General features: G+C 67.8%; 25 protein-coding genes, 1 tRNA gene and 1 pseudogene. 11 read left to right on the forward strand and 16 right to left on the reverse strand.

The features are described 5' to 3' along the window. Window positions 1–77 precede the first annotated feature (77 nt). Window positions 78–299 (forward strand): annotated as a pseudogene (locus tag ASD37_RS32300) (anthrone oxygenase family protein); the annotation flags it as partial. Here the strand turns inward: ASD37_RS32300 and lfrA are convergent. From lfrA to ASD37_RS16000, 3 genes are read right to left on the reverse strand one after another with little or no spacing between them, the layout of a single operon-like run. Continuing rightward, window positions 223–1,899 carry an efflux MFS transporter LfrA gene (gene lfrA / locus ASD37_RS15990; protein WP_082570168.1) on the reverse strand — a complete coding sequence of 559 codons (1,677 nt, stop codon included), beginning with the start codon at window positions 1,897–1,899 and terminating at the stop codon, window positions 223–225. The pseudogene ASD37_RS32300 and the gene lfrA overlap by 77 nt on opposite strands. Window positions 1,900–1,953: 54 nt before the next feature. After that, window positions 1,954–2,526, reverse strand: a complete 573-nt coding sequence (locus ASD37_RS15995) for a TetR/AcrR family transcriptional regulator (RefSeq protein ID WP_056552652.1) — start codon at window positions 2,524–2,526, stop codon at window positions 1,954–1,956. Between the two features lie 48 nt (window positions 2,527–2,574). Next, complete coding sequence (locus tag ASD37_RS16000) at window positions 2,575–3,423, reverse strand: RDD family protein (protein ID WP_056552655.1); 849 nt, start codon at window positions 3,421–3,423, stop codon at window positions 2,575–2,577. A 28-nt stretch (window positions 3,424–3,451) separates the two neighbouring features. Between ASD37_RS16000 and ASD37_RS16005 the strand changes: the two genes are divergently transcribed. After that, window positions 3,452–4,444 (forward strand): stage II sporulation protein M, encoded by a 993-nt coding sequence (locus ASD37_RS16005; protein WP_056552658.1) that lies wholly within the window; start codon window positions 3,452–3,454, stop codon window positions 4,442–4,444. Window positions 4,445–4,530: 86 nt separating this feature from the next. On the opposite strand, the gene ASD37_RS16010 is transcribed toward ASD37_RS16005, so the two are convergent. From ASD37_RS16010 to ASD37_RS16030, 5 genes are read right to left on the reverse strand one after another with little or no spacing between them, the layout of a single operon-like run. Next, window positions 4,531–5,853: a DUF58 domain-containing protein gene (locus ASD37_RS16010; RefSeq protein ID WP_056552660.1), complete on the reverse strand. Its 1,323-nt coding sequence runs from the start codon at window positions 5,851–5,853 to the stop codon at window positions 4,531–4,533. Then, window positions 5,853–6,827, reverse strand: coding sequence for a MoxR family ATPase (locus ASD37_RS16015; protein ID WP_056552664.1), 975 nt, complete (start codon window positions 6,825–6,827; stop codon window positions 5,853–5,855). Before ASD37_RS16015 ends, ASD37_RS16010 begins: the two co-directional genes overlap by 1 nt. Then, on the reverse strand, window positions 6,824–7,966 hold the full coding sequence (locus ASD37_RS16020; RefSeq protein ID WP_056552667.1) for a DUF4350 domain-containing protein: 1,143 nt from the start codon (window positions 7,964–7,966) through the stop codon (window positions 6,824–6,826). Before ASD37_RS16020 ends, ASD37_RS16015 begins: the two co-directional genes overlap by 4 nt. Further along, window positions 7,963–8,616: a DUF4129 domain-containing protein gene (locus ASD37_RS16025; protein WP_056552671.1), complete on the reverse strand. Its 654-nt coding sequence runs from the start codon at window positions 8,614–8,616 to the stop codon at window positions 7,963–7,965. Before ASD37_RS16025 ends, ASD37_RS16020 begins: the two co-directional genes overlap by 4 nt. 1 nt (window position 8,617) lies before the next feature. Then, a complete protein-coding gene (locus ASD37_RS16030; RefSeq protein ID WP_370073007.1) occupies window positions 8,618–9,796 on the reverse strand; it encodes a hypothetical protein in 1,179 nt (392 codons plus the stop codon). 70 nt (window positions 9,797–9,866) lie between these two features. Between ASD37_RS16030 and ASD37_RS16035 the strand changes: the two genes are divergently transcribed. From ASD37_RS16035 to ASD37_RS16050, 4 genes are all read left to right on the forward strand, one after another. Continuing rightward, window positions 9,867–10,331, forward strand: coding sequence for a GatB/YqeY domain-containing protein (locus tag ASD37_RS16035; RefSeq protein ID WP_056553485.1), 465 nt, complete (start codon window positions 9,867–9,869; stop codon window positions 10,329–10,331). A gap of 38 nt (window positions 10,332–10,369) precedes the next feature. Further along, window positions 10,370–11,356, forward strand: a complete 987-nt coding sequence (locus tag ASD37_RS16040; protein ID WP_056552677.1) for an LLM class F420-dependent oxidoreductase — start codon at window positions 10,370–10,372, stop codon at window positions 11,354–11,356. Window positions 11,357–11,426: 70 nt separating this feature from the next. Beyond that, complete coding sequence (locus ASD37_RS16045) at window positions 11,427–11,672, forward strand: hypothetical protein (RefSeq protein WP_056552680.1); 246 nt, start codon at window positions 11,427–11,429, stop codon at window positions 11,670–11,672. Between the two features lie 98 nt (window positions 11,673–11,770). Next, complete coding sequence (locus tag ASD37_RS16050; protein ID WP_056552683.1) at window positions 11,771–12,322, forward strand: CHAP domain-containing protein; 552 nt, start codon at window positions 11,771–11,773, stop codon at window positions 12,320–12,322. 70 nt (window positions 12,323–12,392) lie between these two features. Here ASD37_RS16050 and ASD37_RS16055 read toward each other — a convergent pair. The 4 genes from ASD37_RS16055 to ponA2 all read right to left on the reverse strand — a co-directional run bounded on the left by ASD37_RS16055 (window position 12,393) and on the right by ponA2 (window position 17,366). Beyond that, a tRNA-Pro gene (locus tag ASD37_RS16055) sits at window positions 12,393–12,466 on the reverse strand. A 303-nt stretch (window positions 12,467–12,769) separates the two neighbouring features. After that, window positions 12,770–13,882 carry a PLP-dependent cysteine synthase family protein gene (locus ASD37_RS16060; RefSeq protein ID WP_056552684.1) on the reverse strand — a complete coding sequence of 371 codons (1,113 nt, stop codon included), beginning with the start codon at window positions 13,880–13,882 and terminating at the stop codon, window positions 12,770–12,772. Next, window positions 13,879–14,838 carry a metallophosphoesterase gene (locus ASD37_RS16065; RefSeq protein WP_056552687.1) on the reverse strand — a complete coding sequence of 320 codons (960 nt, stop codon included), beginning with the start codon at window positions 14,836–14,838 and terminating at the stop codon, window positions 13,879–13,881. Before ASD37_RS16065 ends, ASD37_RS16060 begins: the two co-directional genes overlap by 4 nt. A 59-nt stretch (window positions 14,839–14,897) precedes the next feature. Further along, window positions 14,898–17,366, reverse strand: a complete 2,469-nt coding sequence (gene ponA2, locus ASD37_RS16070) for a transglycosylase/D,D-transpeptidase PonA2 (protein WP_056552690.1) — start codon at window positions 17,364–17,366, stop codon at window positions 14,898–14,900. A 282-nt stretch (window positions 17,367–17,648) separates the two neighbouring features. On the opposite strand from ponA2, the gene ASD37_RS16075 reads away from it, so the two are divergent. Further along, entirely contained in the window at window positions 17,649–18,008 is a 360-nt protein-coding gene (locus ASD37_RS16075; protein WP_056552694.1) for a WhiB family transcriptional regulator, read from the forward strand. 3 nt (window positions 18,009–18,011) lie between these two features. Here the strand turns inward: ASD37_RS16075 and ASD37_RS16080 are convergent, their stop codons facing one another. Next, the gene (locus tag ASD37_RS16080) at window positions 18,012–19,145 is read right to left on the reverse strand and encodes an ArsA family ATPase (RefSeq protein WP_056552698.1); all 1,134 of its coding nucleotides are present in this window, start codon (window positions 19,143–19,145) and stop codon (window positions 18,012–18,014) included. Further along, complete coding sequence (locus ASD37_RS16085) at window positions 19,142–20,191, reverse strand: ArsA-related P-loop ATPase (protein ID WP_056553487.1); 1,050 nt, start codon at window positions 20,189–20,191, stop codon at window positions 19,142–19,144. Before ASD37_RS16085 ends, ASD37_RS16080 begins: the two co-directional genes overlap by 4 nt. A gap of 48 nt (window positions 20,192–20,239) precedes the next feature. Here ASD37_RS16085 and ASD37_RS16090 point away from each other — a divergent pair, with 48 nt between their 5' ends. The 3 genes from ASD37_RS16090 to ASD37_RS16100 are packed head-to-tail and all read left to right on the forward strand — an operon-like array spanning window position 20,240 to window position 21,655. Beyond that, window positions 20,240–20,401, forward strand: coding sequence for a DUF4177 domain-containing protein (locus tag ASD37_RS16090; protein WP_156720899.1), 162 nt, complete (start codon window positions 20,240–20,242; stop codon window positions 20,399–20,401). Next, the gene (locus tag ASD37_RS16095) at window positions 20,398–20,853 is read left to right on the forward strand and encodes a RidA family protein (RefSeq protein WP_056552705.1); all 456 of its coding nucleotides are present in this window, start codon (window positions 20,398–20,400) and stop codon (window positions 20,851–20,853) included. Before ASD37_RS16090 ends, ASD37_RS16095 begins: the two co-directional genes overlap by 4 nt. A 22-nt stretch (window positions 20,854–20,875) precedes the next feature. Beyond that, window positions 20,876–21,655 carry an MBL fold metallo-hydrolase gene (locus tag ASD37_RS16100; RefSeq protein ID WP_056552708.1) on the forward strand — a complete coding sequence of 260 codons (780 nt, stop codon included), beginning with the start codon at window positions 20,876–20,878 and terminating at the stop codon, window positions 21,653–21,655. Between the two features lie 56 nt (window positions 21,656–21,711). Here ASD37_RS16100 and crp read toward each other — a convergent pair whose 3' ends face one another. Together crp and ASD37_RS16110 are read right to left on the reverse strand one after the other, a co-directional pair. Next, the gene (gene crp / locus ASD37_RS16105; RefSeq protein ID WP_003883807.1) at window positions 21,712–22,386 is read right to left on the reverse strand and encodes a cAMP-activated global transcriptional regulator CRP; all 675 of its coding nucleotides are present in this window, start codon (window positions 22,384–22,386) and stop codon (window positions 21,712–21,714) included. 97 nt (window positions 22,387–22,483) lie between these two features. Further along, window positions 22,484–22,768 (reverse strand): hypothetical protein, encoded by a 285-nt coding sequence (locus tag ASD37_RS16110; RefSeq protein WP_370073013.1) that lies wholly within the window; start codon window positions 22,766–22,768, stop codon window positions 22,484–22,486. A gap of 217 nt (window positions 22,769–22,985) precedes the next feature. Here ASD37_RS16110 and nth point away from each other — a divergent pair, with 217 nt between their 5' ends. Next, window positions 22,986–23,666, forward strand: a complete 681-nt coding sequence (gene nth / locus ASD37_RS16115; protein WP_235568438.1) for an endonuclease III — start codon at window positions 22,986–22,988, stop codon at window positions 23,664–23,666. The last annotated feature ends 10 nt before the right edge of the window (window positions 23,667–23,676 follow it).

Consider the following 23,676-nt stretch of genomic DNA (forward strand, 5'->3'; position numbering starts at 1 on the left):
GCGCCGAACCTGTCGAGGCGATCGCGGCGATGCGCGGAATCAACGCCGAGGCGCAAGCCAACGCCCCGTTCCTGGTGATGTTCCTCGGATCGGCGGTGCTTGCCCTCGTCGTCGGCGTCGCCGCGGCGTTCCGGCTGTCGCAACCGGGCGCCGGCTACGTGCTGGCTGGTGCCGTACTCGCGCTGGCGGCCTTCGTCGTGACGATGGCGTTCAACGTTCCGCTCAACGATCGTCTGGACGCGGTGGATTCAGCGGGTCTGTCCGTAGCGGACGCGACGAGGGAATGGCGCGCGTATCTGGGTCCGTGGACGGCGTGGAATCACGTGCGGACCGCGGCTCCACTCCTGGGCTCGGTACTGATGCTGGTCGGGCTACGCGGCCGCTGACCCCGCGAAAGGCGAGGGCGACCACGCCCGCGGCGATCAGCACCAGTACCGCGGCGATGGTCGCCGTCGGCGCGATCCCGGCGTCGAACGCCACCCGCGCGGAGTCCATCAGCCTGGTACTCAGCGCCGGTGGCAGGGTCTGCGCCACCGAGGCGGCGCCGGCGATGCTCTCCCTGGCGTCGGCGGTCTGCAACTCGGTGAGACCGCCCGGCAGTTCGACACTGCCGCGGTAGTAGGCCGTGAAGATGGTGCCGAGCGTCGCGGTGCCGACGACGGCACCCAACTCGTAGGCCGTCTCCGACACTGCCGACGCGGCACCGGACTTGGCGGGCTCGACCGACGCCACGATGGTGTCGTTGGAGATGGTCTGGGACATCCCGACACCGATCTCCAGGATGATGAACGAGACGATGACGGCGACCACGGTGAGGTCGTGCCGGAACATCAGGATGGCCAGGAAACCAGCCGCCACCAAGATCAGTCCGACGATCATCAAGACGTGCGGCGCAATGCGTTTCGCGATCGGCACCACCGCGACGCCCGCAATCATCGACAGGACGGCACCGGGCAGGGTGACCAGTCCGGCGGCCAGCGGGCTCAACCCGAGCACCAGCTGAAGGTGCTGCGAGATGAAGAAGATGAACCCGATTAGGCCGACGATCGACAGGAAGTTGGCCAAGATCGAGGACGTGAACGCCCGGTTGGCGAACAGTCCGACGTCGAGCATCGGGGTGGTGGTGCGGCGCTGACGGCGGACGAACACCATGCCGGAGCCGACGCCGATCACCAGTGCGGCGACGGCCAGCCCCGACACCCCGTCGTGGGCAGCTGACTTGATGGCCCAGACGATCGGAAGCATCGTGGTCAGCGTCAGCAGCACGCTGAACGGATCCAGCGGGCCCGGGTTCGGATCCTGCGATTCCGGCACCAGTCGCGGCGCCAGGATCAGAAGCGGCAGGAGGATCGGCACGGCGACCAAGAACACTGCGCCCCAGTGGAAGTGCTGCAGCAGCGCACCGCCGACGATGGGGCCGAGGGCTGATCCGGCGGTGAAGCACGAGGCCCACAGGGCGATGGCGAGCCGCCGGGCGGACGCGTCGATGAAGATGTTGCGGATCAGCGACAGCGTCGACGGCATCAGCATCGCGCCGAAGACACCGAGAAGTGCGCGCGCGGCCACCAGGTACTCCGCGCTTGGCGCGAATGCCGCGGCGGCCGACACGACCGCGAAGCCTGCGGCGCCGATCATCAGCAGCCGTCGCCGGCCAACGCGGTCGCCGAGGCTGCCCATCGTCACCAGGAGGGCGGCAAGCACCAGGGAGTAGACGTCGACGATCCACAGCTGGGTGGTGGCGGGCGGCCGGAAGTCTTGGGCGATGCTGGGCAGCGCGAAGGCGAGCACGGTGTTGTCGACGGCGATGAGGAGCACCGGCAGCATGAGAACCGCGAGCGCGAACCAGGCGCGCCGCGGTGTGGGGGTGGACGTCGGGGTGGCGTCCATTCGGATGGACATTTCTTCTGCTCCTGAGAACTGCTGAAACTTGGTCGGGGGTGAGAACCCCTGAGGCTAAGACTGATTCGGGTTGATGGTGCCCTGGGTCAGGCTGGCCATGATGGCGTCGACCACTTGCACGCGGGGGGCGCCCTGACGCGCGGCGTCGTGGCCGGCATCCAGGAGCGCCCAGAAGACGAGGCGGGGCCACCCCGGCGGTCCGGCGGTGCCCTTGGTGGCCACCCGGTCGAGCACCTCGACGATCAGTTCGTCGCCGGTGTCGAGTTCGGCGGTCAGCTCGTCGTCACGAACGATCGAGGAGTCGCAGTAGATGAACGACGCGATCGGGCCGAGGTCCAACTGACACTCGACAACCCGGCGCAACGCCTCGACCGGTGGCCCACAGTTGGGCTCGGCGCGCTCGATGGCCGACTTGCTCAGCTCGTGGACGTGCAGGGCGAGGGCGCGCAACAGGTCGGTGCGCTCGGCGAAATACCTGTGCAAGGTGCTGCGACCGACGTCGGCCGCACTGGCGACGTCACCGAGTGAGGCGTTCGGATTGGTGCCGAGCACGTCCATCGCCGCGTCGAGAATCGCCTTGCGCGTCCTCGAACGTGGGCCACCAATGGCCGACAGCGATGCAGTCATGTGTACTAAATTAGCACACCTGACCCATAGTGGGACACTGATGTCCCACTAGTCGGGGTTTGTAAATCCTCCCGGCGGGTTCGCGTAGACGGTCGGGGGTGGTGCCGCCGGTCCAGTGGGAGGGGCCGGCGACGCGGCGGGGGCCGACGGACGCAGCCTGGCAAGCTCCCGGCGATGGCGCTCGGCCAGCACGGCCGCCAGCACCAGCGGCGGGGGCGCCGACGCCGGTGGTGGCGGCGAAATGTGGGCAACCACCTCGGCGTAGATGCGATGCGCCATCTGATCGCGCATCGCGGGCTCGAGCTGACTCGCCCGCGCCAGGAACTGGCGGGCCAGCTCCGCCTGCTCGGGCCGCAACCCGGACAGCTGCAGCGACGACGCCCACCACGCCAGGGCCGGGGGCATCGGAACGGGAGGCGGCATCTTCGGCCCACGCTCGCTGACCACCATGGTGCCCGCGAACACGTCGCCGATCCGCTTGCCCTTCGTCGACAGCATGCTGCAGACGACCGCGGGTGCCCCCGCGAACATCCATATCTCGATGAACCCCGACAACCCCCGAAAGAGCGCCTGGCGGAAGCGTTCCGGGCCGCCGTCGTCGGAGACGACGCGCAGGCCGAGCGCCATCTTGCCCAACGAGCGACCCCTCGTGGCAACCTCGAAGATGACGGGATAGCCGACGATGGTCAGCACCGTGAAGATGATGAGAACCGCCGCGGACAACGCGTCGTCGAGATCGGAGACTGCGACCGCCCAGAGCGTGAACCCCATGATGTAGGCGATGAAGACCACCGTCAGGTCGATCAACACGGCAAGGGCACGCACCGGCAATTGGGCGATCTGAACGTCGAGGACGACGGCGTCACCCGTGACCATCGGCTCGGGCTTGGCCACCATGCCGCCCCACGCTACTAGGCTCGCTCGAGTGGACGTCGACGCATTCGTGCTGGCCCACCGGCCTACGTGGGACAGGCTGGAAACTCTGGTCAAGCGTCGCCGCAAACTGACCGGTGCCGAAGTCGACGAGTTGGTGGATCTCTATCAGCTCGTCTCGACCCATCTGTCGATGGTGCGCAGCGCATCGACGGACTCGGTGCTCGTCGGCAGGCTGTCGGGACTGGTCGCCTCGGCGCGGTCGGCCGTCACCGGCGCGCACGCCCCGGTGTGGAGTGAGTTCGCCCGCTTCTGGACGGTGTCGTTTCCCGTCGTGGCGTACCGCGCGTGGCGATGGTGGCTCGGAGCGGCGGTCGCGTCCGTCGTCGTGGCCGTTCTGATGGGCAGCTGGGTGGCGGGCAACCCGGAAGTGCAGGCCGCCGTCGGAACTCCCTCCGACGTCGCGGAACTGGTCAACCACGACTTCGCCTCCTACTACAGCGAGAACCCTGCGGGTTCGTTCGCCCTGCGGGTGTGGATCAACAACTCGTGGGTGGCGGCGCAGTGCATCGGCTACGCCGTGGTCCTTGGCCTGCCGATCCCATACGTGCTGTTCGAGAACGCCGCGAACGTCGGAGTCACCGGCGGGCTGATGTTCGACGCGGGCAAGGGCGACGTGTTCCTCGGCCTGCTGACCCCGCACGGGCTGCTCGAGTTGACGGCGGTATTCCTCGCCGCGGCGGTGGGGATGCGGCTGGGGTGGTCTGTGGTGTCCCCCGGAGACCGGCCGCGCGGGCAGGTGCTCGCCGAGCAGGGGCGTGCGGTCGTCTCGGTGGCCGTCGGGCTGGTCGTCGTGTTGCTGGTGTCGGGTCTGATCGAGGCGTTGGTGACGCCGTCCCCGCTGCCGACGTTCGCGCGCATCGCAATCGGCGTGGCCGCCGAGCTCGCCTTCCTGTCGTACGTGGTCCACTTCGGCCGCAAGGCCGCGCGGGCTGGCGAGACCGGTGACGTCGACGACGCCCCGGATCTGCTGCCGACGTCCTGACGTCCCCCCGCGAGCAGTCGCAAAGATGCACGACACGCCGACCGGAAGCGCAGGTTTGCGACTGCTCGCGGGGAGGTGGGGGCGGGCTAGAGCTTGCCGGAGGCCTTCATCGCCAGATAGCGGTCCGCCAGCGCGGGTGCCAACTCCTCGGGCATCGCGTCCACGACGTCGACGCCGTGTCGCCGGAGCCGCACCGCCAACGCGCCGCGGTCGTTGCGGGACCGCTCGGCAGAGGCTGCGTCGTACACCTGGGCTGCGTCGGCCCGCCCTGCGGCCAGGCGGTCGACGCGCGGATCGCCGACCGCGGCGAGCACCACCTGGTGTCGGGTGGCGAGCTGCGGCAACACCCCCATCAAACCCTCGTCGAGTGCCGAGGAGTTCAGGTCGGTCAACAGCACCACCAGCGCCCGACGCCGGACTCGCCGCTGCACCGTCGAGACCATCGCCGCGGCGTCCGACTCGACCAGCGCGGGCTGAAGCGGCGCCATCGCCTCGACGAGCTGAGGTAACAGCTGGGATCGCGTCGCGCCGTACACCCCGGCCCGCGGCACCCGATCGTGGGCGATGAAGTCGACGTGATCGCCGGCCCGGGATGCCAAGGCCGCCAACAGCAACGCCGCGTCCATCGACCAGTCCAGGCGCGGCCAGCCGCTCGGGTCCCCCGAGGTGGGGTCGACGCCGACTCGCCCCGCGGAGGTCCGACCGGTGTCCAACACGATGACCACCCGGCGGTCCCGCTCCGGACGCCACGTGCGGACCACGACGTCGGCCCGTCGTGCCGTGGCGCGCCAGTCGATGGATCGGACGTCGTCACCGACGACGTATTCGCGCAGCGAGTCGAATTCGGTGCCCTGGCCGCGGATCAGAACCGGGATGGCACCGTCGAGCTCGCGGAGCTTCGCCAACCGCGACGGCAGATGCTTGCGCGAGAGGAACGGCGGCAGGATCCGCACCTGGGAGGGCACCCGATGCGAGCTCTGCCTGCCCGCCAAGCCCATGGGGCCGACGGACCGCGCCGTGACCAATGCCGACTGCTGGTCGCCACGGCGGATCGGACGCAACGTCGTCTCGACCCGAAGTCGTTGCCCGCCGGCAATCTTCGCGACGTGCGTGCGTGGCTCGGCGCGCGCCGACGGCGGCCACGCGTCGCGAATCCAGCCACGAAGGTCGCGGCCGCCGGGGTTCTCGACGATCAGCGCCGCGTCGACTGGTTCGCCCAAGCGGGCGGAGCCGTCGCCGAGCCTGGTGAAGCGCAGTCGCCTGGTGTTCGCCGCCAACGCCGCGTCGACCACGATCGCGGCAGCCAGCAGGACGAGCAGGACCACGAAGGTCTGCGCGGGCCAGGGTGAAAGGCCAACGGGCAGAACGCAGATCAGGGCTACCAGTCCGGCCCGGCCGGTGAGCACCACTAGCGGGGTACCGGCACCGCGGACAGGATGCCGTCGAGGACGCCGTCGGGAGTGGCTCCTTCGAGTTCTGCCTCGGGCCGCAGCGCGATCCGGTGCCGCAGCGTCGGCCGCGCCATTGCCTTGACGTCGTCGGGGGCGACGTAGTTGCGTCCCGACAACCACGCCCACGACCGCGCGGTCGCGAGCAGCGCCGTCGCGCCGCGGGGTGAGACGCCAAGCTGAAGGGCTGGGGACACCCGCGTCGCCCCGGCGATGTCCACGATGTAGCCCATCACTTCGTCGGCAACCAGCACCTGACGCACCGCTTCACGCCCTGCGGCGAGCTCGGCGGGGCCTGCGACGGGGCGGATTCCGGAGAGGTCGCGGGGGTCGAAACCCCGTGCATGCCTTGACAGTATCGCGATCTCCTGGTCGCGCGGCGGCAGCGGGACGTTGAGCTTGAGTAGGAAGCGGTCGAGTTGCGCCTCCGGCAGTTGGTAGGTGCCCTCGTACTCGATGGGGTTCATCGTCGCCGCGACGATGAAGGGGTCGGGCAGTGGGCGGGCGTCGCCGTCGACGGTGACCTGACGCTCCTCCATGGCTTCCAGGAGGGCGGCCTGGGTCTTGGGTGGCGTGCGGTTGATCTCGTCGGCGAGAAGGAGATTGGTGAACACCGGCCCGGCGCGGAACTCGAACTCAGCGGTACGGGCGTCGTACACCAGCGATCCCGTGACGTCACCAGGCATCAGATCCGGCGTGAACTGAACGCGCTTGAAGTCGAGTTGAAGCGCCGCGGCCAACGTACGCACCAACAACGTCTTGGCGACACCCGGGACGCCCTCCAGCAGAACGTGTCCCCGGCACAGCAGCGCGATCACCAGGCCGCTGATCACGGCGTCCTGTCCGACCACCGCCTTGGCGATCTCGGAACGCAGTGCAAGCAAGGCGTTTCGAGCGCCGTCGGCGTCCGTGATGGAAGTCGTTGGGTGATTCACGAGGTGGCGACCTGCCTTTCGATGTCGTCGAGTAGCCGCGAGAGGCTTACGAGTTGTGCGTCGTCGGAGGGATCGGGCCCGAACAGTGCGTATTCGACGGCGGCCGGGTCGTACCGAATGCGGTGGGCGACGGTCTCGACGACGGATGCGGGATCGGACTGAGAACCGAGGCCGAGCCGGGGGAGGATGCGCAACAGAACCGCGGTTCGCAGTGCCGCCGCGGCGCGGTCGCGGGCCCGCCGTGACCGATACAGCCTGCCGCGACCCTCGACGGTCTCCGAGGCCCGCACGACGACTGGAAGGTCTTCGGCAACCAGCGGGCCGATCCGACGGCCCCGCCACAACGCGACGAATCCCACTGCGAGACAAAGCTGTAGGACGATCCAGCCGACTCGGCCGGGGATGAGGTCCGTCACCGAGGTGGCGCCGTCTGATTCACCCTCGATCCGGTCGGGGGTGTACCAGATGAGTCTCGGCCGGGCGCCGGCCAGGTTCATCGCCAGGGCGGCGTTGCCCTCCTGCAACAGTCCCGCGTTGGTCATGAAGTCCGCGGTGCCGACGACGGTGACCGTGCGGCCACCTTCGGGGTAGCGGACCAGTGCGCCGTCGTAGCAGCGGGTCAGCGCGGCGCCGTCGACCGGCTCGTAGGTGTCGCTGAGGGTGAACTGCACCTGACCCGCATGGGTGGCTTCGGCCATGTCGCAGCGGGGTTGGCCGCCAAAGCTGGTGTCGTCCGCCCGCTTGATCTTGGGCGCCAACGCCTCCCTGGTCCACGACGTCGGTTCGACGAGCAGCACGTCTCCCGGCAGTCTCGAGATTCGTTGCAGGGCAGCGTCGTCGACGAGATAGGGCGTCGGTGCCATCAGCAGCAGGGAATCGGGCTGCGCCGCCCGTTCGACCCCGGCGAGGTCCTTCGCGGTGACCACGTCGACGCCACGATCACGAAGAAGTGTGACCAGTGCGTGGGCGCCGTCGGGCGACGTGGCGTCGGGATCCATCCGGCCACCTTGACGCGGAGCGGTCAGATAGGCGGAGGCGGCCGAAACGCCGACGATGAGCACCAGGGCCAGCAGCACCCACCGCGCGGTCCGCCACCGCTGGACGACGGTGGCGCCGACCGCGGACGTGGTGTCGGTCATCGCACCTCGACCCAGCCGTCCGCGGCGCCGGACGCGCTCTGGTCTGCAGCGCCGCCTGCGACGTGGTCGAGGAGATGACCGTCCAGATCGGCGATCATCCGGTACGCACTCTCGGTGCCGGGCAGCTCACCATAGGTGACGTCGTTGAACGCCGTTGCAGCACTACGCAATTCCCCGGATAGCCCCGGGACGGCCTGACCAGCGTCGCGGGCCAGCTCGGTCGCCGTGCGACCGGGGACGTGCAGCAGGACCGCGGTCTCCTCGAGATGGCGGGCGACTGCGCGAAGGCGATGCCGGATCGCCGAGGCCCAATCCGCCCGCGCCGCAGCCGATTCGGCGGCCGACCGATGTTCGGCCGAGCTCATCTCGACGGATCCGAACAAGGCGCTCTGGCGGCCACGGTTGGTTCGCATGGTGCGTCGCGCCACTCGAACGGCCACGACGACGGCCACCGCCACCAGGATGAGCAGAACGGTGATCGTGAGCCAGCCGCCGGGTATCGACGCGCCGCCGGACATGATCTTGTACAGCAGGTCGTCCAGCAGTCGGGCCAGTTGGTCGGTGAGCGAGCCGCGCGGATAGATGGGCTTGCTCAGCTCGCGCTGAGCGGCGTCGTGCGCCGCGTCGCGGTCGATGTCGATGGTGGACACGTCAGCGGCGCTGGGTGAGCCACAGGTCGTCGGTGGAGCCGACCGCCCCCGTCGCCCCGGTCTGCAGCACCAGGTCGAAGGCCTCGGCCCTGATCCGCCGGTCGGCGTACAGGAGGACGACGACGCCGGCGCTGAAGGGCGCCGTGATGATCTGGCCGATCGCGCCGCCGACGCTGATCAGCACCATGGCGATCACGATCGTGCCGGTCGACTCGCCGACGGCGAGCATGACCTGGCCGACCAGGCTGAATGGCACCGTGACCGCACCGGACACCATGCCGGCGACCACGACCGCCAGCAGTTGGATGCCGAACACCCTCCAGAAGTCACCTCTGACCAGGCGAAATGAGCGGGTGATCGCGGCACCGACGCCGATGCGCTCCAACACGATCAGCGTGGGAGCGAAACTCAGCACCGTGTAGAGGTAGGCGATCGCGGCGAGTACCGCCAGGCCGAGGAGCGCGCCGACGACGAACGCCGCTGCACCACCGACGAGTTCGACGACGGCGAACACCACGCCAACCACGACGGCGATCAGCACCGCGGCGCCGACCATCTCGAGTGCGGTGATGCCGAGCAGCGGGAGGAGTCGGCCCCGCGCCCGTCGCCACGCCTCACCGACGTCGATCGTCGCACCGAACACGGCCCGGCCCACCACGACCGTGAGCAGACCGCTGAGCACGATTGCGGCGAAGACGGTGGTGACGCCGCCCGCGGCGGTGGACAACAGCAGCCCGACGATGGATCCCTCGGACATCTCCGTGGGATCGGACTGGCCGTACTCGCCGAGGCCGGGTGACAGCAGGCCGCTTGTCGCCAGCGGCCCGATCTGCAGGAGCAGCGCGATGACCTGGGCCACCACGACGACGACGGTGGTCAGGCCGAGCGTCGCCTTGGGGTTGGCTCGGATGTAGGACACCGCGGCGTTGAAGATGTCGCCCATCCCGAGTGGACGCAGCGGAATGATGCCGGGTTTGAGTGCCGGGGGCGGCCCCATCGGCGGGTAACCCGGCGGCGGATACCCCGAGTACCCCGGCGGCGGGTAGTAGCCGGAGGGCGGTGGGTATCCCGGCGGCGCGTACCCGGGCGGCGGGTAGTAACCCGGTGGGACCTGCGCGTAGCCGGGCGGCGGATATGCGGGCGGCGGTGGGGCGGTTGGGCCGCCGGCGTCGCTGCTCATGTTTCCCATCCTGTCGATGCCGGTGATTATTCACAACGTGCACGGGGTGCCCGAGCGTAGCGTCTACGCCATGGCGGAACTCAAGGAGCGGCTGCGCGCCGACCTCACGGTGGCGATGAAGGCACGGGACAAGCTCACCACGGCGACGATCAGGATGCTGCTGGCGGCGATCCAGGCCGAGGAGGTGTCTGGCAAGCAGGTGCGCGAGCTGTCCGACGACGAGGTCCTCAAGGTGTTGGCCCGCGAGTCGCGCAAGCGCGGCGAGGCCGCCGAGATCTACGTGACCAACGGCCGCGGTGAGCTCGCCGCGACCGAGCGCGCCGAGGCTCAGGTGATCGACGACTATCTGCCACGGCAGCTCAACGAGGACGAGCTGGCCAACGTCGTGGACACCGCCCTGGCCCAGGTGGCCGAGGAGATCGGCCAGCGGCCGGGCGCCAAGCAGATGGGGCAGGTGATGAAGGCGGCCATGGCCATCGCCGAGGGCAAGGCGGATTCGTCGCGTCTTTCGGCTGCGGTGAAGGACCGCCTCTAACCGGTTTTCCGCCGCGGTTCCGGGGTAGCCGTTCACGTATGACGCGATTTGGCTACACCCTGATGACAGAGCAAAGCGGCCCGAAACAGCTTGTGGAGTATGCGGTTTCGGCTGAACGTCTGGGCTTCGACTTCGAAGTCTCCAGCGACCACTATTCGCCGTGGCTGGCGGCGCAGGGCCATGCGCCCAACGCGTGGACGCTGCTCGGGGCGGTGGCACAGGCCACCGAGCGGGTCGAGCTCTTCACCTATGTGACGTGTCCGACCGTTCGGTACCACCCGGCGATCGTCGCGCAGCAGGCCGCGACGCTGCAGATCCTGGCCGACGGCAGGTTCACCCTCGGCGTGGGCAGCGGCGAGAACCTCAACGAGCACGTCGTCGGCCAAGGCTGGCCGACGATCAAACGGCGCCAGGACATGCTGCGCGAGGCCGTCCAAATCATTCGCGAGCTGTTCACCGGCGAGCTGGTCGACTGGAAGGGCGACTACTTCGAGGTCGACTCCGCGCGGCTGTGGGACGTGCCAGAGGTGCCCGTTGCGATCGCCGCCGCGGTGTCCGGGGAGCGGTCGGTGGAGACGTTCTCGCCGCTGGTGGATCACCTCATCGCGGTCGAACCCGACAAGGAGCTCGTCGACGGCTGGCACGCGGCCCGCAAGGGCACCGGTCTGCCCGGCGACTCCCGGGTGGTCGGCCAGATACCCATCTGCTGGGACCCCGACGAGGCCGCCGCCGTCGCCCGGGCTCACGAGCAGTTCCGGTGGTTCGCCGGCGGTTGGTCGGTGAACGCCGACCTTCCGACGACGGCGGGTTTCGCGGGGGCCACCCAATTCGTCCGCGAGGAGGACGTGGCGTCGTCCATCCCGTGTGGCCCCGACCTCGACGCCATCGTCGAGGCGGTGCGTGAGTATTGGGAAGCGGGCTTCACCGACATCGCCCTCGTGCAGGTCGGTGACGAGGGACAGGACCGGTTCCTTGATCAGGCCGCCGCCCCACTGCTCGACAAACTACGTAAAGCCGCTGGTTAGGGGCCTCCGGTTTGGTTTCTGGCATTCTGGGAAGTCCATTTGCCAATAGCAAACCTACGAGGGAGACATCGTGGTCGTGACACTGCTCGTCGGGTACACCGTGGTGGCGTTGGTCGCCGCAGTCGTGGTGTTCGTCGCCAGCGCCCGTCTCGGCGACGAGCCTCGGCCCGGGCCGCAACGCCTTGGTCTGAGCCTCGCCGCAGGCGCGGTATGGCCGGTTCTGCTGCTCGGCTTGGCCGAATATGGCTCGTTCGCGATGTACGCAAAGGCGCACGAGCACGACGAAGACGCCGATCGGGTGCTCGTCAAAGTCTAGGTAACACGGCTGCGGTGACGATTCGGTACGAAATCGTGACCGTTTTGATATAACCTCATGTGGCGGGTCGGGGAGGACCATCGCGCGAGAGGTTTAACATGTTCGATTTTGAATCGCATGCACACCACAGCACCACCAAGCAGCAGTCGAGGTCGTTCGGGGCAATCGTCCGGCGTGGGCTCGCCGCACTAGCGGTCGCAGCCTTTGCGACCGGAATGGGCGCACAGGCCGTCGTCGTCGCGGCCCCGGCATCTGCCGACACCGTCGACCAACTCGCCATCCGCACGGTCGGGCGCACCCAGTCGGTCAACCCAGGGGCGCCCGGACAGTGCACCTGGGGCGTCGCGGAGAAGTGGCACGAGGCAACCGGCGCCTACCCGGCGATGCGCGGAAATGCCCTCGAGTGGACGAACACGGCCGCGGCCGCCGGGTACACCGTGGTCGACACCCCGCAGAACCGGTCGGTCGTCGTCTTCCAGCCGGGTGTCGCCGGTGCGGGCGGGTACGGCCACGTCGCCTGGGTGGACTCCGTGTCCGCGGGTGGGCAATACATCCACGTGACGGAGATGAACGGCGTCGCAGGCGAAGGACTCTGGAACGACCGCGACATCCAGAACGTCGCGGGGATGACGTACATCCTGCTGCCCTGACGGCGGCCCCGAACAGCAGAAAGCCCCGGCCGGTGGAACCGGCTGGGGCTTCTGTTCTGCCATTACGCGGTCGGGGTAGCGGGATTCGAACCCACGACCTCTTCGTCCCGAACGAAGCGCGCTACCAAGCTGCGCCATACCCCGCGTAGAGCGTCGATAGCTTAACGCACCATGCCAGTCGGACGCGAAACGCCCTGGGCCACCGCGCTCTCTGGTTAGCCCCGAGGCGAATGGGTAGACAGTGTCGAACCACGGCATCGGCGCCGGCGTGCGGAATGGAATCCCCGCGCGGCAGCGTTGTAACCACTACGTTCGACGATTTCTCGGGAGAGGCGTTCACATGACCGGCTTGGGAGCCACGATGTACTTCGGGTTGTTCGCCATCGCCGCATTGTGGCTGTTCGCGACTTCCGACCGTTTCAGCTTCAGCGCCTTCCAGGGCGGCGATCAGGCCCAGCGTCCCGAACGCTCGAATTCGTGGAGCACCGACGCCGACTCCGAGGGGTCCAACCCCTGGCTGGCGAGCCACTCCGAGTCGAAGTAGGTATCGCCGTAGCGCTCGCCGGCGTCGCATAGCAGCGTCACCACCGACCCGCTACGGCCCGCTGAGATCATCTCGGCGAGCAGAGTGAACGCCCCCCACACGTTGGTGCCAGTCGAGGGTCCGACCTTGCGATTGAGAACCGCACTGACGTGATGTGCCGCCGCCACGGACGCGGCGTCCGGAACCACCAGCATGCGGTCGATCACTCCGGGTAGGAACGACGGCTCGACGCGTGGTCGACCGATGCCCTCGATCCGCGACGACGACCCCACCACGTCACGACTGCCTTGGGCGTAGGACGGGAAGAACGCCGAGTTCTGCGGGTCCACTACGCACAACTGCGTGGCGTGGCGGCGGTAGCGCAGATAGCGGCCGATCGTCGCGCTGGTGCCGCCGGTACCCGCGCCGACGACGATCCAGTCCGGAATCGGGAACCGTTCCTCGTGCATCTGGTCGAAGATCGACTCGGCGATGTTGTTGTTCCCGCGCCAGTCGGTGGCCCGCTCGGCGTTGGTGAACTGGTCGAGGTAGTGGCCGCCGGTCTCCTTGGCCAGACGCTCCGCCTCGGCGTAGACCTCGCCGGACTGGGCGACGAAATGGCAACGGCCACCCTGTGATTCGATCAATCGAATCTTCGCGGCACTGGTCGACGACGGCATGACCGCGATGAACGGCAACCGCAGCATCGCCGCGAAGTAAGCCTCGGAGACCGCCGTCGAACCCGACGACGCCTCGATGATCGTCGTGCCCTCGCCGACCCAGCCGTTGCACAGCGCGTACAGAAACAGCGACCGCGCCAATCGGTGCTTGAGGCTGCCGGTGATGTGGGTCGTCTCGTCCTTCAAGTACAGCTGGACGTTCACGCCGTCCACCCCGTCGCACCACGCCGACGGCAGCGGGTACCGCAACAGATGAGTGTCGGCGCTTCGCCTGGCGTCGGCCTCGATCAGCCGTATCGCGTTGTCCACCCACTCGCGCTGGTGGCGGCGAACGGCGATGGAGTCGTGGTCTGTCAACGCGCCGATACTGTCGGGTGCGACATGCCCACCCGGCTGCCGAGGCTGCCGCCGCCCGTCGGCGCGGCCACCAACGTCAGCAGGGTCGCTTCCGGACGGCAGCAGAACCGGTACGGAGCGTACGGCGACGTGCCGAGCCCCGCGGAGACGTGCAATTGCATGTTGGCGCCCCACCGCGACGGTCCCTTGGCCCGCGAGGGGTCGAGATCGCAGTTGGTGACCAGCGCGCCCTTGAACGGCAGGCACAGCTGCCCGCCGTGGGTATGTCCGGCCAGCACCAGCTGATAGCCGTCGGCCGCAAAGCGGTCGAGGACGCGCGTGTACGGCGCGTGGGACATGCCGAGGGTCAGGTTCGCCGCCGGGTTCGGTGCGCCTGCGACGGTGTCGTAGCGGTCGCGCGAGAGGTGCGGATCGTCGACGCCCGCAACGGCGACCAGCTGACCCTTGACCTCGATCTCGCGGCGGGTGTGCGTCATGTCGAGCCAGCCGCGTTCGGTGAACGCCGCGCGCAGGTCCTGCCACGGAAGTGGTTCGCCGGTCTTGCGGTGCGACTTCTTGAACAGGTAGTTCGTCGGGTTCTTCGGTGACGGCCCGAAGTAGTCGTTGCTGCCGAAGACGAACAGTCCCGGCACCGACAACAGGTCGCCGAGCGCCTGGACCACCGACGGCACGGCCTTCGGGTGCGACAGATTGTCACCGGTGTTGATGACGAGATCGGGTTCCCAGCCGGCGAGCTCGCGGATCCAGTCCTGTTTGCGGCGCTGCCGCGGCGTCATGTGGAGGTCGCTGAGGTGCAGCACCCGCAGCGGAGCGGAACCCGGCGTCAGCACCGGCATCGTCGTCTCCCGCACGACGAACGCGTTGCGCTCGATCAAGGTTGCGTAGGCGATCCCCGCGGCCAGTGATCCGGCGGCCGCAGCTGCGGAATTCTTCAATACCGTCGAACGGGCGAACATGGGAGCAGCCTACTGCCACATCGCGGCCGCCATCGCGGGTTGCCCACCCCGCGGGCCGGTTACGGCGGTGGCGGTGGCGGTGGCGGACCCAACACCGGGACGGTTATCGGCGGCAGACCAGGGATCATCACGACGGTCGAACCCACGGGTGCGGGAATCGCGTTCGGGTCGTTCGGGTCGAAGGGGAATCCCGGCGGCGGGGGTGGCGGTGCCGGCGGAATGCCGTTGCTGATCTGGATCGTGATGATCGACCCCGGGACGGTTTGACCGTTGGGCGACGTTCCGACGACCGCACCCGCCGGCGAGCCGCTGTTGACCGGTGTCGCCTGATCGGCGACCTGGAAGCCGGCGTCCTTCAGTCGCTGCCGCGCCAAATCCTGGGTCATGCCCGCCACGCTGGGCACCTTCGAGCCCGGTGCGCCGTCGACGTACCGCGGATCGGTCGGCGGCAGTGCCACGTCCTCGGGGGTGAACTGCTTCATCGCGGTAAACCAGGTACGCGCCGGTTCGTTGCCGCCGTAGAGGTTGCCCGAGCCGCATTGCCGCAGCGGGAACGAGCACAGGTCCGACGGCGACGTCGAGTCGTCGTAGATGTAGTTGGCCGCCGCGTAGGCGCTGGTGAACCCGAAGAAGCCCGACGACCGGTGTGCCTCGGTGGTGCCGGTCTTGCCGGACACCGGCAGGCTCCAGCCGGCCGAATTCGCGGCGCTCGCCGCGGTGCCGCTCTGGTCGTCCTTGCTCATCGCGTTGGCGAGAGTGTTGGCCAGACCCTCGGGGACGACCTGCTCGCAGGTCTCCGTGGTGACGGAGACGTCCTTGCCGTTGCGGTCGTAGATCTTGTCGATCGGATTGGGCGGGCACCACGTGCCACCGGAGGCCAGGGTCGCGGCGACGTTGGACAGCTCCAGCGGGTTGACCTCGATCGGACCGAGGGTGAACGAGCCGAGATTTTGCCGCTTCACGAAGTCGGCGAGGCTTTCGTTGCTGTCGGGATCGTAGGCGCGGGCCGTGCCGGGCAACGCGTAGGAACGCAAGCCGAGCTTGACCGCCATGTCGACGGTGCGCTGCACGCCGACCTGGGAAATGAGCTTGGCGAAGGCGGTGTTGGGAGAGGTCGCCAGGGCGTCGGTGACGCTGATGGCGCCGCGGTAGTTGCCGTCGTTCAGCACGCACCACGTGGCGGGCGGGCAGCCCTTCGCGCCGCCGCTGCCGAGCCCCTTGGCCTCGAACCGGCCGGGGGCGTCGAGCTGGGCGTTGATGCCCATGCCCATCTCCAGGGCGGCCGAGGTGGTGAACAGCTTGAAGATCGACCCCGCGCCGTCGCCAACCAGCGAGAACGGCTGGGGCTGCATGGTCTCGCCGGCGTCGGTGTTCAAGCCGTAGGTGCGGTTGGACGCCATCGCGACGATCGGGTGGCTGTCCTTGCCCGGCTTGATCACGCTCATCACGCTGGCGACGCCGTCGAGGTCGGGTGCGGCGAGGTCGTTGATCGACGACTTCACCGAGTTCTGGATGTCGGGGTCGAGGGTGGTCTTGATGAGGTAGCCGCCCTTGGCTACCTGTTCCTTGCTGATCCCCGCGCGGGCAAGGTAGTCGAGCACGTAGTCGCAGAAGAAGGCGCGGTCGCCGGCGGCGATGCATCCGCGAGGCAGTTCGTTGGGCTGTGGGAGCACGCCGAGCGGCTCCAGCTTCGCCGCGCGCAGCGCCTCGGCCTCCTGGGGAACGTTGTCGATCATGGTGTCCAGCACCACGTTTCGACGTTCCAGGGCGCCCTCGGGGTTGGTGTAGGGGTTCAGCGTGCTCGTCGACTGCACCATGCCGGCCAGGAGCGCCGCCTGCTGCCAGTTCAGCTCGGAGGCGTTGATCCCGAAGTAGGTCTGCGCGGCGTCCTGCACGCCGAACGCGCCGTTTCCGAACGACACCAGGTTGAGGTAGCGCGTCAGGATCTCCGACTTGGTGAACGTCTTGTCCAACGTCAGCGCCATGCGGATCTCACGCAGCTTGCGGGCGGGCGTGGTCTCGATCGCGGCGCGCTTCTCGGCGTCGGTCTGCGCGATCACCAGCAGTTGGTAGTTCTTCACGTACTGCTGCTCGAGGGTGGAGCCGCCGCGGGTGTCGGCCGCCCCGGTCACGTATCCGGACAGGCCGGTGAGCGTGCCCTTCCAGTCGACGCCGTTGTGCTCGGCAAACCGCTTGTCCTCGATGGAGACGATCGCCAACTTCATTGAGTTGGCGATCTGGTCGCTGGGCACTTCGAATCGACGCTGGGTGTACAGCCATGCCAGCGGGTTGCCCTTGGCGTCGACCATCGTCGACACAGCGGGAACTTCGCCCTCGACCAGTTGGGCGGAGCCGTTGGCTACCACATCGGAGGCGCGGTTGGACACCAGCCCGAAGCCGCCGACCACCGGAAACATCAGACCTGCGGCGACGACGCTGGCGAGCAAAACGCACCAGGCGAGCTTGATCAGTGTGACCGCGGCTGGCACGCGCCGCGGTGGCGGCGTCGCCTGCGATCGGTCGGACATGGCTACAGAGTAGCGAGACCGATCACTACCAGCATCGCAGCGGTCCTTCTAACCCGTGGGGCGCGTAAATCGCAAGCGCAAAACGCGCGCAAACACGTATCACGGCACGGTCGTCCCATAAAATCGTGATTTGACTGTTGCGCAAAACCACCCTGACCACCTAGCTTTGACTGACAGTGCGATCTAGGTAACACTCCAAATCGCAATGTGGCGTAGATCGCAGTTGCGTTCTACACCGAGGACTGGGCCGTCGCAGGGGGCGGCTGGACGAAGGGATCGCTGGTGTCAGGAATACGGCCCGCGGCGCGCAGGACAGTCATGAGTTCCCCAGTCAACGGTGTGGTGGTCCAAAGCGCCGAAGCCGAAGCGCGCATCGCATGGGTCTCCCAGGCACGCTGCCGCCAGGCCGATCCCGACGAGTTGTTCGTCCGCGGTGCCGCTCAGCGAAAAGCGGCGGTGATCTGCCGCCATTGCCCGGTGATCTCCGAATGTGGTGCCGACGCACTGGACAACCGCGTCGAATTCGGTGTGTGGGGCGGCATGACCGAACGTCAGCGCCGAGCCCTGCTCAAGCAGCATCCCGAGGTCGTGTCCTGGTCGGAGTTCTTCGCCGCCCAGCGCAAGCACCGCAGCGCCGTCTAAGCGTCAGGCAAACTCGACGTCGCCCGTGATCTGATCGGCGATGGCGCGCAGCGCCTCCAGATCGGACACGTCGAACGGCAGCGACGGCACACCGACGATCGCCACGTGGGGGTTGGCGCCGGTGAACCGCGACAGCAGGCGCACTTCCCGCCTCGCCGTCTGCGCCCGATCGGCGTGCACCCGCAGCACCGCCGCTGCGAGGGCGTCCGCCTCGCCGCCGGTGGCCAGCTGATCGGCCGCCTCCCGAGCCTTGTCGCTCTGCAGATCGCACAGCGTGGGATGGGTGCGGTTGAGGATGAGGCCGGCGAGCGGCATCTTCTCGGTCGACAGGCGATCTACGAAGAAGGACGCCTCGCGTAGGGCATCCGGCTCGGCGGCCGAGACGACGACGAACTGCGTGCCCCTGCGCTTCAGCAATTCGTAGGTGCGATCGGCCTTCTCGCGGAACCCGCTGAACGTCGAATCAAGAGCCTGAACGAAACCGGCTGCGTCGGAAAGCATCTGGGAACCCAGGACGGTCGACAGCGCCTTCATGGCCAGGCCCACCGCGCCGGTCACCAGCTTGCCGATGCCCCGGCCCGGCGCCAACAGCAGACGCCACAGCCGGCTGTCCATGAAGCTGCCGAGCCGCTTTGGCGCGTCGAGGAAGTCCAGCGCGTTGCGCGACGGGGGAGTGTCGACGACGACGAGATCCCACTTGTCCTCGCCGAGTAGCTGGCCCAGCTTCTCCATGGCCATGTACTCCTGCGTGCCCGCGAGTGACGTGGCGACGGTTTGGTAGAACTGGTTCTCCAAGATCGCCTCCGCGCGGTCACCGCCGGAGTACTGGATGACCATCTCGTCGAACGTGCGACGCATGTCGAGCATCATCGCGTGCAGTTCACCGGTCACCTCGGGGGCCAGCGGCACCCGCTGCGGCGTGTTGCCGAGGTCCTTGATGCCAAGGGCCTGCGCGAGCCGCTTGGCCGGGTCGATGGTCAAGACGACCACGGTTCGGCCGTACTCCGCCGCCCGCAGCGCCATCGCCGCGGCGGTCGTCGTCTTGCCGACACCGCCTGCGCCGCAACACACTACGACGCGGTTGGACCGATCCATCAGGATCGAATGCAGGTCGAGCGCGGTCGGTGCGGTGCTCATCGGACTCCTTGCTTGGCAAGCGCTTCGGCCAGTTCGTACAGGCTGCCAAGGTCGACACCGTCGGAGATGGCGGGCAGTTCAAGTCGCGGAATGTCGACCTCGTCGAGCTGCGCCGCGCTCTCCGCTCGAGCGCTCACGCGGGTCGCGTGCTGAATCGTCTCGGTGAGCAAGCCGGCGAAGTCGTCGTCGCCCAACGTGATTCCCACCTTGGCGAGTCCGGCCCGCACCGAGTCCGCGTCGACGTCTCCCTCGGCGGCCTTCGCGATGTCGTCCGCGTCGAGGTATGACGGAATGTTGCGGTTGACGATGACGCTGCCGATCGGCAACCCAAGCACCTTGAGCTCGTCGATCGCCTCGATGGTCTCCTGAATGGGCAGGGCCTCAAGCAGGGTGACGAGGTGGATGGCCGTCAGCTCGGAGTGCAGCAGCTTGACGACGCCGTCGGCCTGCGAGTGTACGGGCCCGCCCTTCGCCAAGTCCGAGACGGCCTTGGTGACGTCGAGGAACCGGGCGATGCGTCCCGTCGGCGGTGAATCCACCACCACGGCGTCGTAACCGGTCGACTTGCCCTTCGACCCCTTCGCGGCGTCCTTCTGGGACCGCACCACGATCTCCTTGATCTTGCCGGTGAGCAGCACGTCACGCAGACCGGGTGCAATCGTCGTCGCGAACTCGACGGCGCCGATGCGACGCATCGCCCGGCCTGCGATCCCGAGGTTGTAGAACATGTCGAGGTACTCGAGGAACGCGGCTTCGGTGTCGATGGCCAGCGCGTTGACCTGACCGCCACCCTCGGCGGTCGCGATCTTCACCTCTTCGTACGGCAGCGGCGGTACGTCGAAGAGCTGGGCAATGCCCTGGCGGCCCTCGACTTCGACGAGCAGCACTCGGCGACCACCCGCGGCCAGGGCCAGCGCGAGGGACGCGGCGATGGTCGACTTCCCGGTGCCGCCCTTGCCGGTGACGAAGTGCAGCCGCGCCTTGGTCAACCGCGACGGCCAGCCAACGGAACTCCGGCTGCTGGATTCGGGAACATCGTTGCTCACCACTGCATGCTAGCCATCGCGCACACAGGCACCGATAAGCTCGGGCGCATGAGCGAACTGATCAAGTGGGAATACGTAACGGTGGCACTCCTGACGCACGCGACCAAGCAGATCCTCGATCAGTGGGGTGAGGACGGATGGGAGCTGGTCTCGATCGTTCCCGGGCCGACCGGTGAGCAGTTGGTGGCGTACATGAAGCGGCCAAAGTGACGACTTCGGAACGGCTTGCCGAGCTCGGCGTCGAACTGCCCGCCGTCGTCGCACCCCTTGCCGCCTACGTTCCGGCCGTTCGGACCGGCAACCTCGTCTATACCTCCGGGCAGCTGCCGATGATCGACGGAAAGCTGCCGCAGGCGGGCAAGGTCGGCGCCGAGGTCACCGCCGAAGAGGCCAAGGGCCTGGCGCGCACGTGCGCGTTGAACGCGTTGGCCGCCATTCACTCCCTCGTCGGCGTGGACTCCGTGGTCCGCGTGGTCAAGGTGGTCGGGTTCGTGGCGTCCGCGTCGGGTTTCAACGGCCAGCCAGGAGTCGTCAACGGAGCCTCGGAACTTCTCGGTGACGTCTTCGGCGACGCCGGCGTCCATGCCCGCTCGGCAGTCGGAGTGTCGGAGTTGCCGTTGAACGCGCCGGTGGAAGTGGAGTTGATCGTCGAGGTCGCGTGAGCGACGGTCAGGCGGAGGTCGCGTGACGGGGCTCGCGCATCCCGCGTACGGGCAGCTGCGGCGGGTCACCGACACCGCGTCGGTGCTGTTGTGCGACAACCCTGGCCTGATGACCCTCGACGGCACCAACACCTGGGTGCTGCAGGGGCCGGGCAGCGACGAGATGGTCGTCGTCGACCCGGGGCCCGACGACGACGCGCACGTCGAGCGGATCGCGGCGCTCGGGAAGATCCCGCTGGTGCTGATCAGTCACAAGCACGGAGACCACACCGACGGGATCGACAACCTCGTCGACCGAACGGGCGCTGTCGTACGTTCGGTGGGCAGCGGCTTTCTGCGCGGGCTTGGCGGCCCGCTGACCGACGGCGAGGTGATCGACGCCGCGGGCATGCGCATCACGGTGCTGGCCACGCCCGGGCACACCGCGGATTCGCTGTCCTTCGTCCTGGACGACGCGGTGCTGACGGCGGACACGGTGCTCGGCCGCGGCACCACCGTCATCGACAACGAGGACGGCAGCCTGCGTGACTACCTGGAGTCGCTGCGACGCCTCAACGGCCTGAGCGGGCGTGCCGTCCTGCCCGGGCACGGGCCGGATCTCGCAGACCTCGAGGCGGTCACGGCGACGTACCTCGCCCACCGCGAACAGCGGTTGAACCAGGTGCGTGACGCGCTGGTGGTGCTCGGTGAGGATGCGACCGCACGCCAGATCGTCGAGCACGTCTACACCGACGTCGACGAAAAGCTCTGGGAGCACGCCGAATGGAGCGTGCAGGCCCAATTGAACTATCTGCGTGACTGATTTGTGGAGTCTGACCGGCGGTGAGCGCCGGTAGAACTCCACAAATCACGTGGGGACTAGCGAGCTCGGCGGGCCAGCCGCTCGGAATCGCTGATCAGGACGCTCTTGCCCTCGAGGCGAATCCACCCGCGGTGGGCGAAGTCGGCGAGCGCCTTGTTGACCGTCTCGCGAGACGCGCCGACCAACTGGGCGATCTCCTCCTGGGTCAGGTCGTGCGTCACGCGGAGCGCGCCGCCCTCCTGCGTGCCGAAGCGCTGCGCGAGCTGCAGCAGCTGCTTCGCGACACGGCCGGGAACGTCGGTGAAGATGAGGTCGGCGAGGTTGTTGTTGGTGCGACGCAGACGCCGGGCCAACACGCGCAGGAGCTGCTCGGCGATCTCGGGCCGGTCGGCGATCCACGCGCGCAACGCATCACGGTCCATCGACACGGCGCGGACTTCGGTGATGGTGGTTGCACTCGAGGTGCGGGGACCGGGGTCGAAGATCGACAGCTCACCGAACATGTCCGACGGACCCATGATGGTGAGCAGGTTCTCGCGACCGTCCGGTGAACGCCGACCGATCTTCACCTTGCCGGAGATGATGATGTACAGCCGATCACCGGGCTCGCCCTCGGCGAACACCGTATGTCCACGCGGAAAGTCGACTGGTTGCAGCTGCTTGGTCAGCGCGGAGACCGCAGTCGGTTCCACCCCCTGGAAGATTCCGGCCCTCGCCAGGATCTCGTCCACGTTGCCCCTTAAGCCGTTGGAAATATGACACACGAAGGCCACCCCTGCGGGATGGCGAAGTCATTCTAAGCGTTGGCGCCTTCGCGAGATGCCAACGCTACACACGATAAGCGTGCCGAGTCGGCCGAAATTCCGTATTCGATTCGTGCGGGATGATCACGCGCGTCGGCAAATGCCGTCTCGAATCGGTGAATACGCTTTCCCGACAGACGTCGTCGTATCCGTCGTCGAGCAATTCATAACTCCCGACGGCACCGGTGCGCGCCGCGGGTTTGGCGCAGTCCGCCTTGGCCTGTTCGAGGAACGCGGTGACGTCCGCGGGAGACACGGTGTCGTCGTCCAGACCTGCCTCCAAGCGGTCGAGCCCGAATGTTGCCAACATCAGCAACACCGGGACGAACGCTACGAGCAACCAGGACACATGGCGAAGTAAACACGCCGAAGGTCTCGGTGGGATCACGAATTGCCACCGGTCCGCGCTTAGACTTGTCGGTTCCCTCAGTAGGCTGATGATCGTGGCAACGCGCGCAGTGGTGGCCCCCAAATCCGCCAAGTACGACAACGAAACTCACACCGGCCTGGTCCGACGGGCGAGGCGGATGAATCGCACGCTCTCCCAAGCCTTTCCGCACGTCTACTGCGAGCTCGACTTCACCAACCCGCTGGAGCTGGCCGTCGCGACCATCCTGTCGGCGCAGAGCACGGACAAGGGCGTCAACCTGGCCACCCCCGCCCTGTTCGCGAAGTACCGCACCGCGGCCGACTACGCCGCCGCCGACCGCGAGGAGTTGGAGGCCCTGGTCCGCACCACGGGCTTCTATCGGAACAAGGCCAATTCGCTGATGCGTCTCGGCCAGGAGTTGGTCGCGCGCTTCGACGGCGAGGTGCCGCGGACGCTCGACGAGTTGGTGACGCTGCCGGGCATCGGTCGCAAGACCGCCAACGTCGTCCTCGGTAACGCCTTCGAAATTCCGGGCATCACCGTCGACACCCACTTCGGCAGGTTGGTGCGCCGGTGGCGGTGGACCGAGCTGGAGGACCCAGTCAAGGTCGAGTTCGCGATCGGCGACCTCATCCCGCGCAAGGAGTGGACGCTGCTCAGCCACCGGGTGATCTTCCACGGCCGCCGGGTGTGTCACGCCAAGAAACCGGCCTGCGGAGTGTGCGTGTTGGCCAAGGACTGCCCGTCGTTCGGCCTCGGCCCGACGGATCCGTTGACCGCCGCCGCGTTGGTCAGGGGCCCCGAGACCGAGCACCTCCTGGCGCTGGCCGGTCTGTAGAGCCTGCCTG

The sequence above is a fragment of the Mycobacterium sp. Root135 genome (assembly GCF_001426545.1).
In the GTDB taxonomy this organism is placed as follows: Bacteria; Actinomycetota; Actinomycetes; order Mycobacteriales; family Mycobacteriaceae; genus Mycobacterium.